This is a genomic window from Sinobaca sp. H24 (assembly GCF_023845525.1).
The window spans coordinates 1-15,282 of record NZ_JALBWT010000030.1 but is presented as its reverse complement, the minus strand read 5'-3'; the positions used below and the strand labels follow the sequence as shown (position 1 = coordinate 15,282).

General features: G+C 45.6%; 11 protein-coding genes and 4 pseudogenes. 14 read left to right on the top strand and 1 reads right to left on the bottom strand.

The window, feature by feature from the left end; translation table 11 throughout:
• Nucleotides 1–8: 8 nt before the first annotated feature.
• The 11 genes and pseudogenes from MMY81_RS25255 to MMY81_RS25205 all read left to right on the top strand — a co-directional run bounded on the left by MMY81_RS25255 (nucleotide 9) and on the right by MMY81_RS25205 (nucleotide 11,780).
• Nucleotides 9–470, top strand: coding sequence for a PaaI family thioesterase (locus MMY81_RS25255; RefSeq protein ID WP_252314990.1), 462 nt, complete (start codon nucleotides 9–11; stop codon nucleotides 468–470).
• Nucleotides 415–1,274, top strand: a pseudogene (locus MMY81_RS25250) (3-hydroxyacyl-CoA dehydrogenase family protein). Before MMY81_RS25255 ends, MMY81_RS25250 begins: the two are co-directional and overlap by 56 nt.
• Nucleotides 1,271–2,409 (top strand): annotated as a pseudogene (locus MMY81_RS25245) (acyl-CoA dehydrogenase family protein). Before MMY81_RS25250 ends, MMY81_RS25245 begins: the two co-directional pseudogenes overlap by 4 nt.
• Entirely contained in the window at nucleotides 2,409–3,185 is a 777-nt protein-coding gene (gene fabG / locus MMY81_RS25240; RefSeq protein ID WP_252314989.1) for a 3-oxoacyl-ACP reductase FabG, read from the top strand. Before MMY81_RS25245 ends, fabG begins: the two are co-directional and overlap by 1 nt.
• A gap of 11 nt (nucleotides 3,186–3,196) precedes the next feature.
• Nucleotides 3,197–4,384: a thiolase family protein gene (locus MMY81_RS25235; protein WP_252314988.1), complete on the top strand. Its 1,188-nt coding sequence runs from the start codon at nucleotides 3,197–3,199 to the stop codon at nucleotides 4,382–4,384.
• Nucleotides 4,385–4,420: 36 nt separating this feature from the next.
• Nucleotides 4,421–6,391 carry a TRAP transporter permease gene (locus MMY81_RS25230; protein WP_252314987.1) on the top strand — a complete coding sequence of 657 codons (1,971 nt, stop codon included), beginning with the start codon at nucleotides 4,421–4,423 and terminating at the stop codon, nucleotides 6,389–6,391.
• 80 nt (nucleotides 6,392–6,471) lie between these two features.
• Nucleotides 6,472–7,589 (top strand): annotated as a pseudogene (locus MMY81_RS35825) (AMP-binding protein); the annotation flags it as partial.
• The gene (locus MMY81_RS35820) at nucleotides 7,587–8,066 is read left to right on the top strand and encodes an AMP-binding enzyme (protein WP_374562816.1); all 480 of its coding nucleotides are present in this window, start codon (nucleotides 7,587–7,589) and stop codon (nucleotides 8,064–8,066) included. The pseudogene MMY81_RS35825 and the gene MMY81_RS35820, both read left to right, overlap by 3 nt.
• 24 nt (nucleotides 8,067–8,090) lie before the next feature.
• Entirely contained in the window at nucleotides 8,091–9,095 is a 1,005-nt protein-coding gene (locus tag MMY81_RS25215; protein WP_252314984.1) for a TAXI family TRAP transporter solute-binding subunit, read from the top strand.
• Nucleotides 9,096–9,319: 224 nt separating this feature from the next.
• The gene (locus tag MMY81_RS25210) at nucleotides 9,320–10,705 is read left to right on the top strand and encodes an acetamidase/formamidase family protein (RefSeq protein ID WP_252314983.1); all 1,386 of its coding nucleotides are present in this window, start codon (nucleotides 9,320–9,322) and stop codon (nucleotides 10,703–10,705) included.
• A gap of 133 nt (nucleotides 10,706–10,838) precedes the next feature.
• Nucleotides 10,839–11,780, top strand: coding sequence for a 2-hydroxyacid dehydrogenase (locus MMY81_RS25205; RefSeq protein WP_252314982.1), 942 nt, complete (start codon nucleotides 10,839–10,841; stop codon nucleotides 11,778–11,780).
• A 45-nt stretch (nucleotides 11,781–11,825) separates the two neighbouring features.
• Here MMY81_RS25205 and MMY81_RS25200 read toward each other — a convergent pair whose 3' ends face one another.
• Nucleotides 11,826–12,215 (bottom strand): hypothetical protein, encoded by a 390-nt coding sequence (locus MMY81_RS25200; RefSeq protein WP_252314981.1) that lies wholly within the window; start codon nucleotides 12,213–12,215, stop codon nucleotides 11,826–11,828.
• Between the two features lie 236 nt (nucleotides 12,216–12,451).
• Here MMY81_RS25200 and MMY81_RS25195 point away from each other — a divergent pair, with 236 nt between their 5' ends.
• The 3 genes and pseudogenes from MMY81_RS25195 to MMY81_RS25185 all read left to right on the top strand — a co-directional run.
• Nucleotides 12,452–13,813 carry a sodium-dependent transporter gene (locus MMY81_RS25195; RefSeq protein WP_374562794.1) on the top strand — a complete coding sequence of 454 codons (1,362 nt, stop codon included), beginning with the start codon at nucleotides 12,452–12,454 and terminating at the stop codon, nucleotides 13,811–13,813.
• Nucleotides 13,814–14,111: 298 nt separating this feature from the next.
• Nucleotides 14,112–15,077 (top strand): AAA family ATPase, encoded by a 966-nt coding sequence (locus tag MMY81_RS25190; protein WP_252314979.1) that lies wholly within the window; start codon nucleotides 14,112–14,114, stop codon nucleotides 15,075–15,077.
• Nucleotides 15,074–15,282, top strand: a pseudogene (locus MMY81_RS25185) (DUF58 domain-containing protein); the annotation flags it as partial. The gene MMY81_RS25190 and the pseudogene MMY81_RS25185, both read left to right, overlap by 4 nt.

Below are 15,282 nucleotides of genomic sequence, written 5' to 3'. Positions count from 1 at the left end.
CCGTGCCGATGAATGATGTATCCGCTATTGAACAACGTTTCAATGAAAGTCCTTTTTTTCAGCATATCGGGTGTCATTTATTTACCGGTGAGAACGGAGAAATGGAAATTCATCTTCCAATAACTCCAGAATTGATTAATGCCAATGGCAGCCTGCACGGCGGCGTGTACGCCACGGTGATAGATAATGCTATGAGTGTCGCACTGCGCCGGACGGTGCCGGCAGACATTATTACAGTTACGATGAACGTTCATTTTTTAGCAGCGATTAAAGACGGAACATGTATAGGAAAAGGAAAAGTAATTCAACAAGGGTACAAGCTGGCTGTCTGCGAAGCAGTGATGGAGGATCAAAACGGAACACTGCTGGCTACCGGAAGCGGAACCTTTAAAATTTTAAGAAAGGGGTCCGGACATGAAAACGATCGCCATAATCGGCGCTGGAACGATGGGGAGAGGGATCAGCTTTGAAACGGCAAAAGCCGGAATGACGACGATGCTGCAGGACGTTTCTGATTCCTCTCTCCAGGAAGCCGCTGACTACACCGACTATTATGCCGGTAAATCAGTTGATAAAGAAATACTGAGCGAATCGGAAGCGCAGACGCTTCGGTCCAGAATTCATTATACGAACTTCTTGTCAGAAGCGGTGAAGCATGCAGACATCGTTATTGAAGCAGTCTTGGAAAGAATGGATCTAAAGATATCCATTTTTCAGCAAATAGATAAATACGCACCTGCAGAAGCAGTGATTGCGTCTAATACATCAACAATGAGCCCTACAGAAATGGCAGCGCAGACAGGACGGCCGAAGCAGTGTCTGGCTATGCATTTCTTTAATCCGGTTCCCAAAATGAAATTAATTGAAGTGATTAGAGGACTGGAGACATCTGATGAGACGGTTCAGAAGGCAAAGCTTCTGGCAAAGGCTTTACACAAAACGCCGGTTGAGGTGAATGAGTTTCCCGGCTTTGCAGTGAGCCGGATGAACTGTCTGATAGGCAATGAAGCGATGACGATGGTAATGGAGGGGTAGCATCCATTGAAGACGTAGATACCTCGATGAAACTCGGTTTGAATCATCCCATGGGGCCGCTGGAACTGGCTGATTTAGTCGGCCTGGATACGAGGCTCCGCAATATGGAGTACCTGCATCAAACGCTCGGGGAAAAATACCGTCCCTGCCCGATATTAGTGAAATATGTGAAAGCCGGCAGGCTTGGGAGGAAAACAGGACGCGGGTTTTATGAATATGAGAAAGGAGGGAAAGCATGAATTTTGAATTAGATGAAGACATCCTTCTATTCAAAAAAAATATAAAAGACTTTATCTCAAAAGAGGTGGATCCGCAGAGCCATATTATTGAAGAGAATGACGCTATCCCTGACGGGCTGTTTAAGCAATCCTGCGAGATGGGCTTGTTCGGGATGAGCATTCCGGAGAAGTATGGCGGGCTGGGGATAGGCATGGTAGGAAAGTGTGCTTTATATGAAGAAATAGGAAAAACACATAACGGCTACACGACACTTGTCGGAGCACATACCGGCATAGGCTCAGTTGGGATTGTTGAAATAGGAAACGAGGCGCAGAAGGAAAAGTATCTGCCCGATATGGCCTCAGGGAGATCCATCGGGGCGTTTTGCTTAACAGAGCCCGCTGCCGGCTCCCATGCTACCAATTTAAAAACGACAGCTGTAAAAAAAGGCAGCAAATATGTTTTAAACGGCACAAAGCATTATATTACAAACGCGCCAATCGCTAATATATTTACGGTCATGGCGGTTACGGATTCCTCCAAAGGAGCAAAGGGAATTACCTCCTTTATTGTGGAGAAAAGCTTTCCGGGAATATCGATTGGTTCGAATGAAAAGAAAATGGGATTAAAAGGATCTTATTCAGCAGAAGTAATCTTTAAAGACTGCGAAGTTCCTCTGGAAATGTTCTCGGAGAAGAAGGAGAAGGGTATATCAACGCCCTGAAAATTCTTGCCAACGGCCGGGCCGGGCTGGCAGCAAGAAATCTCGGGTCCTGTCAGAAGTTAATTGATTTATCAATGGCTTTCACAGAAGAAAGAGAGCAGTTTCATGTGCCGATCATTGAGCATCAGGCGGTCGCCCATATGGTAGCGGAAATGGCAATGGAGAGTGCGGTCTTTCACCTACCGCATTGCGTGGATGGTGGATCAGAAAAAGAAAGTAATAAAGGAAGCCGCTATGCTGAAATTATTCGGATCAGAAGTGTATCAGCGGGTTGCAGACAAAGCGGTGCAGGTGCATGGAGGAATTGGATATATCAGGAGTATCCTATCGAACGGTATTATCGTGATGCCCGAATCACCCGCATTTATGAAGGTACTTCTGAAATTCAGAAAAACATTATCAGCGGCCAGCTTCGAAAGGAGTACAGCTGATGGAGCATTCTTCCAGTCAATCATTAGAAGGCCATGTGGCTTATGTGACAGGGGGCGGAAAAGGTATTGGACGCGCAATAGCCGAGCGGTTTGCAAAAGAAGGAGCGCATGTCTGCATCATGGACCGGGACTTCGGGGTAATTGAAGAAGCGGTTACCGCTATTGAAAGTCAGGGAGGTTCAGCAAGCGGTCATCACTTAGATGTAAAAATCCAAAAAAAAGTAGAAGAAGTGTTTCAGACCGTGGAAGAACGGTATGGACCTGTTTCTATATTAGTCAATAATGCAGGAATCACAAAAGACCAGCTTCTTTTTCGAATGAGCCAGGAAGAATGGTCGAGCGTTATTGGCGTACATCTGAATGGAGCCTTTCATTGCACGCAGGCAGCGCAGAAACAAATGGTGAAAAACGGCTATGGAAGAATTATTACGATCTCTTCTGTTTCGGCACTCGGGAACAAAGGTCAGGTGAATTATGCCACAGCTAAAGCAGGGCTCCAGGGATTTGTGAAATCGGTAGCCCTTGAGCTGGGACCGTTTGGGATTACGAGTAATGCTATAGCTCCTGGTTTTATCGAGTCAGATATGACGAAAGCGACAGCGAGTAGGCTGGGGGTGCCGTTTGCGGAATTCGTACAGGAAAAAACAAAGGTAATTCCGGTGGGGCGGAGCGGAAAACCGGAGGACATTGCCGGCGCAGCCGTGTTTTTTGCAGGAGAAGAAAGCTCATTCATATCAGGACAGGTTCTCTATGTCGCAGGCGGGCCTAAAGCATAAGGAGGGAAAGAATGAAAAATGATCCAGTAGTGATAGTCAGTTCCGTAAGAACCGCTGTAGGGAAATATGGAGGCTCTCTGAAGTCTCTCGATTCGGGGTATTTAGCTTCTATTGTTATTAAAGAAGCGCTGAACAGAGCTTCTTTAACACCAGAATTAGTAGACGAAGTAATTCTGGGAGAAGTGCGGCAGACGACGAAATCTTCCAATGTGGCCAGAGTAGCCGCCCTGCGTGCAGGCATCCCAGTGGAAGCACCGGCATTTACAATTAACAGATTGTGCGCCTCATCCATGCAGGCCGTGGGATCCGGCGTACAGCAGCTTATGACCGGACACGCCGAAATAGTGGTGGCCGGCGGGACGGAAAATATGAGCGATGCGCCTCATTACCTTCGTAAGGCCAGATTTGGAGACGGCCCCCCTGCTTTGGTGGATCCGAATTCAGAAAATGGGCAGCAGCCTATCGAAACGTACGGTCCGGATTTAGGAATGGGAATGACAGCGGAAAATGTAGCAGAGCGTTATCATATCAGCCGCAAAGAACAGGATGCGTTCTCTCTGGAAAGTCAGCAGAGAGCAGCGGCAGCTCAGGAAAAAGATATATTTCAAGAAGAGATCACAGCGGTGGAAGTCCCGGGCAGAAAAAGCACTACGATTTTTAATAAAGACGAGCATCCAAGGCCATCCACTACTGCGGAAGCATTGGAAAAGCTCCGGCCGGCCTTTAGGAAAGGTGGAACCGTTACGGCAGGCAATGCCTGTGGAAGAAACGATGGAGCATCTGCCCTGATTATGATGAAAGAGTCTAAAGCAAAAGAACTTGGAGTAAAGCCGGCGGCTAAAATCATCGACTGGACAGCGGCAGGGGTAAGTCCGGAAATTATGGGAATGGGACCGGTGCCTGCTGTACAGCGTTTATTAAAAAAGACAGGCAGAACCCTCGATGAGATAGGCCGAATTGAGTTAAATGAAGCATTTGCCTCACAGGCACTTGCTGTGATGAAAGAATTAAATCTTCCCCAGGAAAAAGTAAATGTTAATGGCGGAGCGATAGCTCTGGGGCATCCACTGGGAGCAACAGGCGCCAGAATATTAACTACATTAATCCATGAGATGAAACGAAGTGAACAGCATTTAGGAATAGCGACTTTATGTGTAGGCGGCGGCCAGGGAATGGCAATGATGGTTGAAAGTATATAAAAAGCAAGATAGCACAGGCATAGAGGGGAGAATAAAATGACTTCTCACGAAGAAATAGATATAGATACACCGGAAAAAGAAAGAAGTGATTTAGAAAAAGCGTTGGATAAAGAAACAGACTGGACTTCTCTTTTTCGAATGTGGCGTCTGTTTCTATCAGTCATCAGTATAGGGCTTGCGGTATACATTATTTACTCTGCTGCATTTGGCGGGATGCCTGCCTGGCAGCACAGAGCGGTTTTTACCTCTATTGCGCTGCTGTTGTGCTTCAGCTATGTACCTTTCAAAAAAAACAGAAAAGGGATGCATCCTCTGTTTGACATCGTACCGCTTATTTTATCCGGTTTCCTGGTAGTCTTTACGTTTCTGGCCTACCCGGATATTACGTTTAGAAGCAATTCTATGTACTGGTACGACATTACAGCAGGATTTGTCATGATGGGATTAATTGTAGAAGGAGTAAGGCGGACTATCGGTACTGCCATGGCTGCTATCACTTTATTCTTTATTGCTTACGTATTTATAGGACCCTGGTTCCCGGGTCTTGCAGGGCATCCAGGCTTTGGAACGGAACGTTTAATTAACACGATGTTTATTTCCACAAACGGTATCTTCTCTGATCCAATATATATCGCTTCGACTGTGCTCATTATGTTTTTATTATTTGCTTCTATTCTTCTGCGGACAGGAGCGGGACAGTTTTTTATTGATTTTGCTTTCTCCCTGACCGGTCGAATCCGCGGCGGTCCGGCACTCGCTTCAGTGTTGTCAAGTGGAATGATGGGAACCATTACTGGAAATGGGGTAGCCAACGCCACAATGACGGGCCCATTTACGATTCCATTGATGAGAAAGGTTGGTTATTCCAGAAATTTTGCAGGCGGAGTAGAGGCAGTCGCTTCGCAGGGCGGACAGATCATGCCGCCGATTATGGGGGCAGCCGCTTTTATCATGGCAGAATACACAGGCATTCCTTTTATACAAATTGCCGGTTATGCGCTTGTACCAGCTGTATTATATTTCTTTATGGCGAGTGTAATGATTTATCTTCAGGCAAGAAAGCAAGGTCTGGAGGGAATGTCTAAAGATCAGCTTCCTAATTTTTGGAATGTAGTTTTAAAAAGAGGTTACCTGATTCTTCCTTTAGTGTTGATTATAGCTATGATGGTTCAGGGATACAGCCCGATGCGCGCTGGAATGTGGGCAATCATATCCCTTCTTCTCATCAGTTTAATCCGTAAAGAAACGAGATTATCTTTTTTGAAAATACTTGGTGCAATAGAAACAGGAATTAAGAATTCAATTGCGACTGTCATGGCCTGTGCCGGCGCGGGAATCATTACGGGATCTGTTATAATGACCGGCCTGGGAACACGATTTTCCAGAATGGCGGTCGACCTCTCCGGTGGAGAACTGTTGCCTATGCTTTTACTCATAATGACAGCTTCTATTATTTTGGGAATGGGGATGCCGACTGTATCAGCTTATGTCATTCTCGCCACTGTTGCAGTAGGAAGTCTTACGCAGATTGGCGTGCCGGTGCTGGCTGCGCATCTATTTGTTTTCTACTTTGGAATATTTTCAGGAATCACACCTCCTGTTGCCATCACTTCCTATATTACGGCAGGGATTGCAGGCGGCCAGCCTATGCAGACTTCTTTTCAATCTTTAAGAATAGGTATTGCAGCTTTTCTGCTGCCGTACATGTTTATCTACAACCCAACACTTCTTCTTGAAGGAGACAGTCTGCTGACGATTATTTTAGGGATTACGACAGCTACAATAGGACTTTTAGCTTTTGCCTGCTTTATTCAAGGTCATGCTGTGACCCATGCGTCTTTATGGCAGCGTTTGCTGTTTCTCACCTCGGCTGTAATGCTGGTCGTACTTGACCCGATTACGGATGCAATTGGTGTTGTCCTCTTTGTCGGTCTCCTCGTTATTCAATGGCAAAACAGAAAAGCAAAGACTGTTATCCATTCAGAAGAAAAGCGTGCTTCTTACTAATTCATTATTTGCACGTCAGGGCGGGAGTCCTTTGAACGAGAAGGTTTCCCGCAGCAGAACAGGAAAGGAGAAGCAGATAAATGAGAACAAAACCCTGGTTAGCATGTTACCCGGACGATGTGGAATATGATATTGAAATTCCCCAAAAATCACTTTTTTCTATGCTGGAAGAGTCTGCTCTCCAATTTCCAAAAAAAGAGGCAGTGATCGAAGAAGATGTTCGCTGGACGTACGAAACTCTTTATCAAAACGTAATTGATCTGGCGGACAGTCTTAAGAAAATAGGATTTAAAGAAGGAGACAGGGCTGCTCTTCTCTTCCTCAATACAAAAGAATACATAGTCACCTATTTTGCTGTGCTGTACGCAGGGGGACTGTGGTCCAGGTGAATCCACTTTATACAAGAGCAGAAACGACCGGGATATTTAGAGATGCTGAGCCCCAATGGGCATTCGGAACAGCGGACCAGGAGAAGAAAATGATGGAAGCATCCGCTGGTTTATTGACAAAATGTATTTTTTCAAACAGCAGCAAAGCAGGTTCTGCAGGTCTTGAACGTTTAATAGAGGATGGCAAAGGCCCATTATCAGATCCGCCTGTATATGATCCGGACACAAAAACAGCCGTTCTGCAGTATACAGGAGGCACGACAGGGCTGCCGAAAGCAGTGATGCTGACCCATCAAAATATTTTCTCTAATATATATCAAAATGTTCATTTTACAGTAAAAAATATCAGCACGGAAAAGGAAAAACTGCTTGGAGTAAGTCCTTTTTATCATGTGTACGGGATGACAGCCGTTCTCCTGCTTGGTATTTTCAGAGGTTCCGCCGTTATATGCGTTCCGCGGTATCAAACGGAATCCTTTTTAAAGCTTATAAAAAGAGAAAAACCAACGTTGTTTTCTGCCGTTCCAACAGTCTATATTGCTATGCTTCAGCATCATCTTGCTGTGCCGGAAACGATGCAGTCATTGAAACTATGTATGTGCGGATCGGCGCCGATGCCGGTGGAAGTAATGGAACAGTTTCAAGAAAAGACTGGGGCCATCATTCTGGAAGGATACGGCTTATCTGAAACGTCGCCAACGACACACCGCAATCCTGCGAGCGGCAAAAGAAAAATAGGAAGTATAGGTATTCCAATTCCTAATACAGACTGTATGATTGTCAGCCGGGAAGGTGAGAACACAGAGATGGCTGCCGGAGAGGTAGGAGAACTTCTCATAAAGGGACCCCAGGTGATGAAGGGCTATTGGAACAGAGAAGAAGAGACAAAGCATGCCCTGCGGAATGGGTGGCTGTATACCGGCGACTTAGCCAGAATGGATGAGGAAGGCTATTTTTATATAGTTGGAAGAAAAAAAGAACTGATTATTGCAAGCGGTTACAATATTTATCCTGTTGAAATTGAGCAGGTGTTATACACTCATTCTCAAATAAAGGAGGCTGTCGTATTTGGAGTACCTGATACGTACAGAGGAGAGACCGTATATGCCGCCGTAACGTTAATAAAAGGTGCGCAGACGACCCCTGAAGAGTTAAGAGAGTGGTTAAAAGAATACGTAGCTGTATATAAAGTACCGGCAAAAATTGAAATTAGAGATAGTCTTCCCCGAACCAGCGTAGGTAAAATACTGCGGCGCAGGCTGAGTGAGGAAAAGCATAATATATAAAAATAAGGAAATGGGGAAAGCGATATGAAAAAATGGAGATACCTTATTGGACTGACAGGAATAGCGGTACTGACAGGCTGTGGCGGTGGAGGCGAAAGTGGAGGTGACGATTTAATGCACTCCCATATATCCGGACCAACTGCCTCCGGCTGGTATCCCTTGTCTACACTAATGACTGATATATGGATGGACGATATTGAAGGAGCCAGTGTAACGGTTGTTGAAGGCGGAGCAATCAGCAATATCAGAGATGTAAATGATGGTTCTGAAATGAAAACAGGAATGGCTTTCGCCTCTGATTTTGCTGATGCCGTCGAAGGAAGAGGAGCATTTGAAGGAGAGCCACAGGAAAATATTAAAGGAATTGCTGTTTTATACCCGACTCTTTGGAACTTTGCTGTTCTGGACAGCAGTCCATATAACTCTATTGAAGAAGCGCTCGAAGGCGGGGCAGACATTGTACCCGGGCAGGCTGAAGATGCCAGTTCGCAGACAGCAGAAAGAGTGTTTGAAGCAATGGGATACACTATTGAAGATATTGAAGCAAATGGGGGAAGTGTAACATACAATGGATATGGAGATGCCAATAATCAAATGAGAGATGGCGGCATCGATATGGTAGTGCAGGGAGGGTCTCCTTACGTTACAGGATTAAACGAACTGGACTCAACGAATGCTATTAAACCACTCCCGATTCCAGATGAAGCTTTGGAAGAACTGGAAGCAGGGGACTATGGATATGATATAGACATGAGTATTCCTGCCGGATCCTACTCGAATCAGGAAGAAGACGCTCCAACAGTGTCGACCATGGCTATGCTTATTGTTCATGATGATGTGGAAGATGAAACGGTGTACGAACTCACCAGGTCTCTGTGGGAAAACGAGGACCGTTTTGTAGAAGAGCAGCCTAACCGCGGAGAATATTTTGATATAGAAACCGGTTATCATGGCCTGGTGAATCCGGAAGAAAATATACACGCAGGAGCAAGGCAGTATTATGAAGAAGAGGGCGTAGTGGACGAATAAATCATCCGGCGGGGAATACTTCGTGTATAATATTTTATTACCGTACTGTAATGTTTTATATAATATAGTTGCTTCATAGCACTCCTGTAAAAAGGAGTGCTTTTTTATGCTCACAGTTATATTTAGTGACAGATTATCTTCCAGGCTGAAGGTTTTAGGTCATGCGACCTGTTACGATAATGAAGACATTTTACAAAAAAAGTGAGAAATGAGGGGGAGTACGTATGAGCGATCTGAAGAAAAAAGTGGGAGTAAGTTCTATGGCAGTACTAATGAGCCTTCCATTTGCAGCCGGCGTATCTGCAGAACAGGAATCATCATTTACAAAGAACACGATTACTCCAGAAGAAGCAGATGGAGATCATTACATACCATCTACGGTGGAAAATATTCAATGGGGCGATCTGCCGAATCTGGAAAGTGAAGCAGTGAAGACCATTCAATCCGGTGAAACGGTAACGTTTGATACTGTTTCGCATGAAGGGATTCTTGAAGACCAGGGAAGAGACCCTGTGGAGTTTTTTGAAGAGTATGGAATAGAAGAAGATGAAATTCTCGAAGAAGCAAAAGACATCGCTGCTTCTGATATTGATCATGATTTTGATGACCATGGCCCCCACGTTGTTACCGGTCCGGTGGCAATTGAAGGAGCGGAGCCCGGCGATGTGCTGAAAATTGAAGTGCTGGATCTGGAACCGCGTGTTCCTTACGGCGTTATATCCAACCGTCATTACAAAGGAGCGCTTCCCGGCGAGTTCCCGGAAAATGAGGGACCGCAGGAGGGAGCGGATGAAGATAATCCGGAGCTCTACAACAATATTTCCACATTCACCCCTATTGAAAAAGTAGACGGGGAATGGAGAGGCGAAATACCTGGAGAAGACGTTACCTTCCCGCTGGATCCGTTCATGGGAATGATGGGAGTAGCTTCTGCTACAGAAGAATACGTTAGTTCTGTTCCGCCTTCAGAAACCGGCGGCAACATTGATATTAATGAGCTGGGAGAAGATTCTTCTCTTTATCTGCCGATTCAGGTGGAAGGCGGTATGTTCTATACCGGCGACCCTCATTTTTCGCAGGGAGATGGAGAAGTGGCATTAACAGCTTTGGAAGGATCCCTGCGTGGAACGTTCCGGCTGACCGTTTTGAAAAATGGGGAAGACGCCATTCCGGGAGACTCTGAAGATTTCACCCAGCCATTTGGGGAAACAGATGATTTCTGGATTCCTGTCGGTCTCGATGAAGATCTTGATGAGGCGATGAAAGAAGCGACAAGAGAGTCCATCGATTTTCTGGACGAAGAATTTGGAATGGACCGGGCCAAGGCACTCGCTTATTTAAGTGCTGCGACTGATTATGAGGTATCGCAGGTCGTCGACCAGACTAAAGGAATTCATTCTTTAATCCGCAAATCGGATTTTGAAGAGAAGATAGCATTAAACGCTGCAGCAATGGCTGCGGCAGATGAGCAGGAAGAGGAAGAAACAGAAGAAGGCGGACTTCTTCCAAATACAGCCTCAAATATGCCGCTGTTTGCTTTGCTTGGAGCATTAACTGCCCTTGCCGGCGGAGTGTTCCTGTTCAAAAGAAAAAACCGCAGCGTCTCATAAATAAATAGATAATCAGAAAGGACTTTCTGCAAAAGCAGAAAGTCTTTTTTTAAGGGGAGAAACCAAAAAGCAGGAATTCGTGATCCCTTTATGGAAACCATTTATAGATAACAGAAAAAAGGAGAGAAAATAAATGCCGACAATTGTAGCGTATACAAAACCACCTGAACGGGTTCTGGCTTTTCTGGAACAACATGCGGAAGTGAAAATACGTCCTGCCCATCAGGATGAGGAAGCTTTTCTACAGGCTCTTCCAGAGGCTGATGGCTTAATTGGGGCGGGCTATCCGGTTAATGAAAAACTCTTGGAAATGGCGCCGCATTTAAAAGTAGTCAGCAATGTCTCCACCGGCTATGACAATTTAGATATGAAAGCACTGACGGCACGAGGCATTACGGCTACCAATACGCCATATGTATTGATTGATACAGTAGCAGATACAATTATGGGTATGATGCTGGCTGCGGCAAGAAGAATTCCTCAGGCTGATAGAAGCGTAAAAGAAGGACGCTGGAAAGACAAACGAGATGAATCTTTTTTCGGAGTGAATGTGCATCATAAAACGCTTGGGATTATTGGCATGGGGAAAATAGGCGAAGAAGTAGCAAGGCGGGCTTCAGCGGGCTTTCATATGGACGTGCTGTACCACAACCGCAGCGAGAAGCAGAATGTAGAAGCGGTGTATGCCGGTTTGGATGAGCTTCTTGAGGCCTCAGATTTTGTCCTGCTCATGACACCATTAACAGCGGAAACAAAGCATTTCATTCGAAGAGAGCATTTTCGGAAAATGAAAAAAACAGCGGTCTTTTTGAACGCTGCCCGAGGTGCTGTCGTAAAGGAGACTGACCTGATAGAAGCACTGGAAACAAAAGAGATACTTGCTGCAGGTATTGATGTATACGAACAGGAGCCGGTCGATCCTGATAATCCTCTGCTCGCACTGGACTCAGCTGTGACTCTTCCTCATATCGGCTCCGCCACTGCGGAAACGAGAGAAGCGATGTACCAGGATGCAGCTGAGCAGTGTGCAGCTGCGCTTGCAGGGAAGGTTCCGGAGCATAAAATAGAAGGATAAATGGTATCCGCCTTCTGCGGCATGCATTTTTTTAAATTGTACGTATCAGGAGGTGGACTCCATATTTACAAAATAGCTGTTGTTTCCAATAGTATAGTAGCTTGCGAGTTCAGCAAGCTTACGCTTTAGAACGGCATGCTGCATAATAATTTTTTCTTCGCATTTCCGGTATATAACGTTGAACAGCACAGCTCTGCTGACAGACAGTTCATCAATGGTAACATCAATGCGCAGACGGCTAAGTATTTGTTCAAGCTCTGAGGTGTCACGTTCCAGTTTGAATTGGCAGGAAGGCGTCCAGCTGTTGGAATAAGAAAAGGCGGAAGGGAAACGGACAGGGGAGACAGGTTTCGGTTCTGTATCAAGCAGGAGTCGGGAAAGGACATAACGTTCGGCCAGCTTAAGTGAACAGGGATCAATCGTACCGAATTCCATGAAATTCCTCCTATTCCAGGAAACTTATCTTTTATAAAAGTATACAACAAAACAAAAGTAAGTCATGGGTATAAAGAACCCAAATAAAACAGTAAATTGGATAGATATGTTAAAAATCAGAATTTATTCAGATTTGTTGCTGAAAAAGGGGCTCTAATGCTTTAATATAGAAAAGATAGAATGCGTTAATGAGATAAAGAAAGTTCTCAATAAGGCACATACAAAAAGGGGAGTAGATGAACGTGGCACTACATAACAACAAACCTCGGGAGCAGTGGGCTTCGAGGACCGGGTTTATCCTGGCGGCAATGGGATCGGCTGTCGGGCTTGGAAATATTTGGCGTTTTTCCTATGTTGCCGGTGAAAGCGGCGGCGGTGCGTTTCTTCTGATTTATTTATTGTGTATATTAATTATCGGTATTCCGATCATTATGGCGGAATTTACGATTGGACGCCGTTCCCAGCAGGACGTAGTTGGGTCGTTTGAATCACTGTCATCCGGAGGCGCGTGGCGGTATGCCGGACTGCTCGGCGTGACGGCCGCATTTATGATTTTATCCTTCTATGCTGTTATATCCGGCTGGATTATGCACTACTTCATTCAGTACTTGAACGGCAGCTTCTGGACGGCTCCGGCCGAAGGATATGAAGGCTACTTTGTATCTTTTACCGGCAGCTTTACACAGTCGATTCTCTGGCATTTTCTTTTCATGGCGCTGGTTATTATCATCGTTATGCTTGGAGTGAAAAAGGGTATTGAGCTTTCCAACAAAATATTAATGCCGCTTCTTGGTGTGCTGCTTATTGTACTGGCAGGCTACAGCTTAACGCTTGGAGGCGCAGCTGAGGGACTTTCTTTCCTATTCACGCCGGACTGGTCAGCTTTCTCTGACCCTGCGGTGTATCTTGCAGCCATGGGCCAGGCATTTTTCTCTTTAAGTCTTGGTATGGGAACGATGATCACATACGGAAGCTACCTTTCCAAAAAAGAACAGCTGCCGGGAGCTGCCTTCAGCGTTGCCGGACTGGATACCGGATTTGCCATTCTTGCCGGTGTAATGATCTTCCCGGCGGTGTTTGCTTTTGGTATTGATCCAAGTTCGGGACCGGGCCTTGTATTTATGGTTCTGCCGGATATATTTAATAACATTGCAGCCGGAGGTATTGTCGGCCTTGGTTTCTTCTTTCTGCTTGCTGCCGCAGCCTTGTCTTCTGCCATCTCTATTCTTGAAGTGGCCGTAGCCTTCTTCATGCGGAAGTTCGACTGGAGCCGGATTCGTGCCGCTCTTGTTATTGGAACAATTATTTTCCTAATCGGTATTCCTTCCTCACTTGGTTTTGGTCCTTGGGCAGGCGTAACGATTATTGGAGATAACGGCATATTGGATTCCATTGACTTTATTGCTTCTAACATCTTGCTTCCGCTCGGTGGACTGATTATTGCTTTGTTTGTAGGCTGGAGCTGGAAGACGGTGGATGCGCTTCGGGAATCCGATTTTGGACAGACTACTATCGGGTACATCTGGCTGTTTATCCTGCGCTTTATTGCACCGATTGCCATTTTGTTGATTTTCCTAAGTTCTATCGGATTGTTTTAATGAAAAAGGAGCCGACTCGAATACGAGACGGCTCCTTTTCTTTGTTTTTATAAAAGAACTATTAGAAGAATAATTCCTATTACAACACAGGCTCCTATAAATGTAAGGCATCCCCGGATCATCAAACCACTCCCTTCGGCCTTATGAGGTATTTATGGTACAGACACGACTTATATTCCCGGTCAGCCTCGGGCTGAAACAAGTGCCGTGTCGGGGTGATTCTATCTCTAGAACGCGTATATGTGATATTATAAAGAGGATAAAAGACAGTAATATGAAGCTGTAAAGTAATGGGGGAATGATCGTGACAGTTGAGCGCGCCGCCTTAAATAGAGTAATGGAAAACATAGAACGGGTTGTCGTTGGAAAAAGAGAAGAAATTGAACTGAGCTTAACAGCTTTATTAGCCAAAGGGCATGTTCTGCTTGAAGATGTACCCGGCGTCGGAAAAACCATGATGGTACGCGCAATTGCGCGTTCGATCGGCGCCGAATTCAAACGTATTCAGTTTACGCCGGACCTGCTGCCGTCCGACGTGACGGGGGTATCTATTTATAATCAAAAAACTATGGAATTTGAGTTTCGCTCAGGTCCGATTATGAGCCACGTCGTGCTGGCCGATGAAATTAACCGGACATCGCCGAAAACCCAGTCTGCACTGCTGGAAGCACTGGAAGAAAGCAGTGTGACGGTGGATGGAAAAACAAGAAAGCTCCACGAACCTTTTTTTGTGATGGCTACGCAGAATCCAATAGAGCACGGGGGAACCTATCCACTGCCGGAAGCCCAGCTGGACCGTTTTCTTTTAAAGATGAAAATGGGCTATCCGACGGGAAGTGAAGAGCTTGAAGTGCTGAATAGAGTAGAGCAGCGCCATCCGATTGAAGAATTGGAACATGTTCTTTCCCTGGAGGAAATACTTTCGATGCAGCACGCAGCCGGCCGCGTGTTTGTGGATCAATCCATCAAACAATACATTGTAAATATTGTAAGGGAAACAAGAGAGCATGCTGAAGTTTATTTGGGAGTGAGCCCAAGAGGATCGATCGCTTTAATGAAAGCTTCACAGGCCTACGCGTATCTGCAGGGACGGGATTTTGTCGTTCCGGATGACGTGAAATACCTGGCTCCTTATGCGCTTGTGCACCGGATGATGCTCCGGTCTGATATGCAGGTCATGGACAGGCAGGGAGCAGACGTGATAAAAGATATTCTCTCCAGGCTCCGCGTGCCGACATCTGCGTCAGAAACGGTAATTAAATGACGAATGCCTGGTACGGGGTAATCAAATATGCAAAGCTTCTGTTTGTGCTTGTGCTGGCAGGAGCTTTATATGCGTACGCTATGTTTCAAGGCGGTTTCGTGTCCTGGTTTTTGTTTTACAGTATTCTGACGGTTATTTTATTCAACCTGCTGTTTGTCCTGTTTCCGCTCCGCTGGATCGATATAGAGCGGACTTGCAGCAAAAA

What these genes read in the sequence shown, in the direction of transcription:
- MMY81_RS25255 (WP_252314990.1), top strand. Translation starts at nt 9, where the DNA reads ATGAATGATGTATCCGCTATTGAACAACGTTTCAATGAAAGTCCTTTT.
- fabG (WP_252314989.1), top strand. Translation starts at nt 2,409, where the DNA reads ATGGAGCATTCTTCCAGTCAATCATTAGAAGGCCATGTGGCTTATGTG.
- MMY81_RS25235 (WP_252314988.1), top strand. Translation starts at nt 3,197, where the DNA reads ATGAAAAATGATCCAGTAGTGATAGTCAGTTCCGTAAGAACCGCTGTA.
- MMY81_RS25230 (WP_252314987.1), top strand. Translation starts at nt 4,421, where the DNA reads ATGACTTCTCACGAAGAAATAGATATAGATACACCGGAAAAAGAAAGA.
- MMY81_RS35820 (WP_374562816.1), top strand. Translation starts at nt 7,587, where the DNA reads ATGGCTGCCGGAGAGGTAGGAGAACTTCTCATAAAGGGACCCCAGGTG.
- MMY81_RS25215 (WP_252314984.1), top strand. Translation starts at nt 8,091, where the DNA reads ATGAAAAAATGGAGATACCTTATTGGACTGACAGGAATAGCGGTACTG.
- MMY81_RS25210 (WP_252314983.1), top strand. Translation starts at nt 9,320, where the DNA reads ATGAGCGATCTGAAGAAAAAAGTGGGAGTAAGTTCTATGGCAGTACTA.
- MMY81_RS25205 (WP_252314982.1), top strand. Translation starts at nt 10,839, where the DNA reads ATGCCGACAATTGTAGCGTATACAAAACCACCTGAACGGGTTCTGGCT.
- MMY81_RS25200 (WP_252314981.1), bottom strand. Translation starts at nt 12,215, where the DNA reads ATGGAATTCGGTACGATTGATCCCTGTTCACTTAAGCTGGCCGAACGT.
- MMY81_RS25195 (WP_374562794.1), top strand. Translation starts at nt 12,452, where the DNA reads ATGAACGTGGCACTACATAACAACAAACCTCGGGAGCAGTGGGCTTCG.
- MMY81_RS25190 (WP_252314979.1), top strand. Translation starts at nt 14,112, where the DNA reads ATGATCGTGACAGTTGAGCGCGCCGCCTTAAATAGAGTAATGGAAAAC.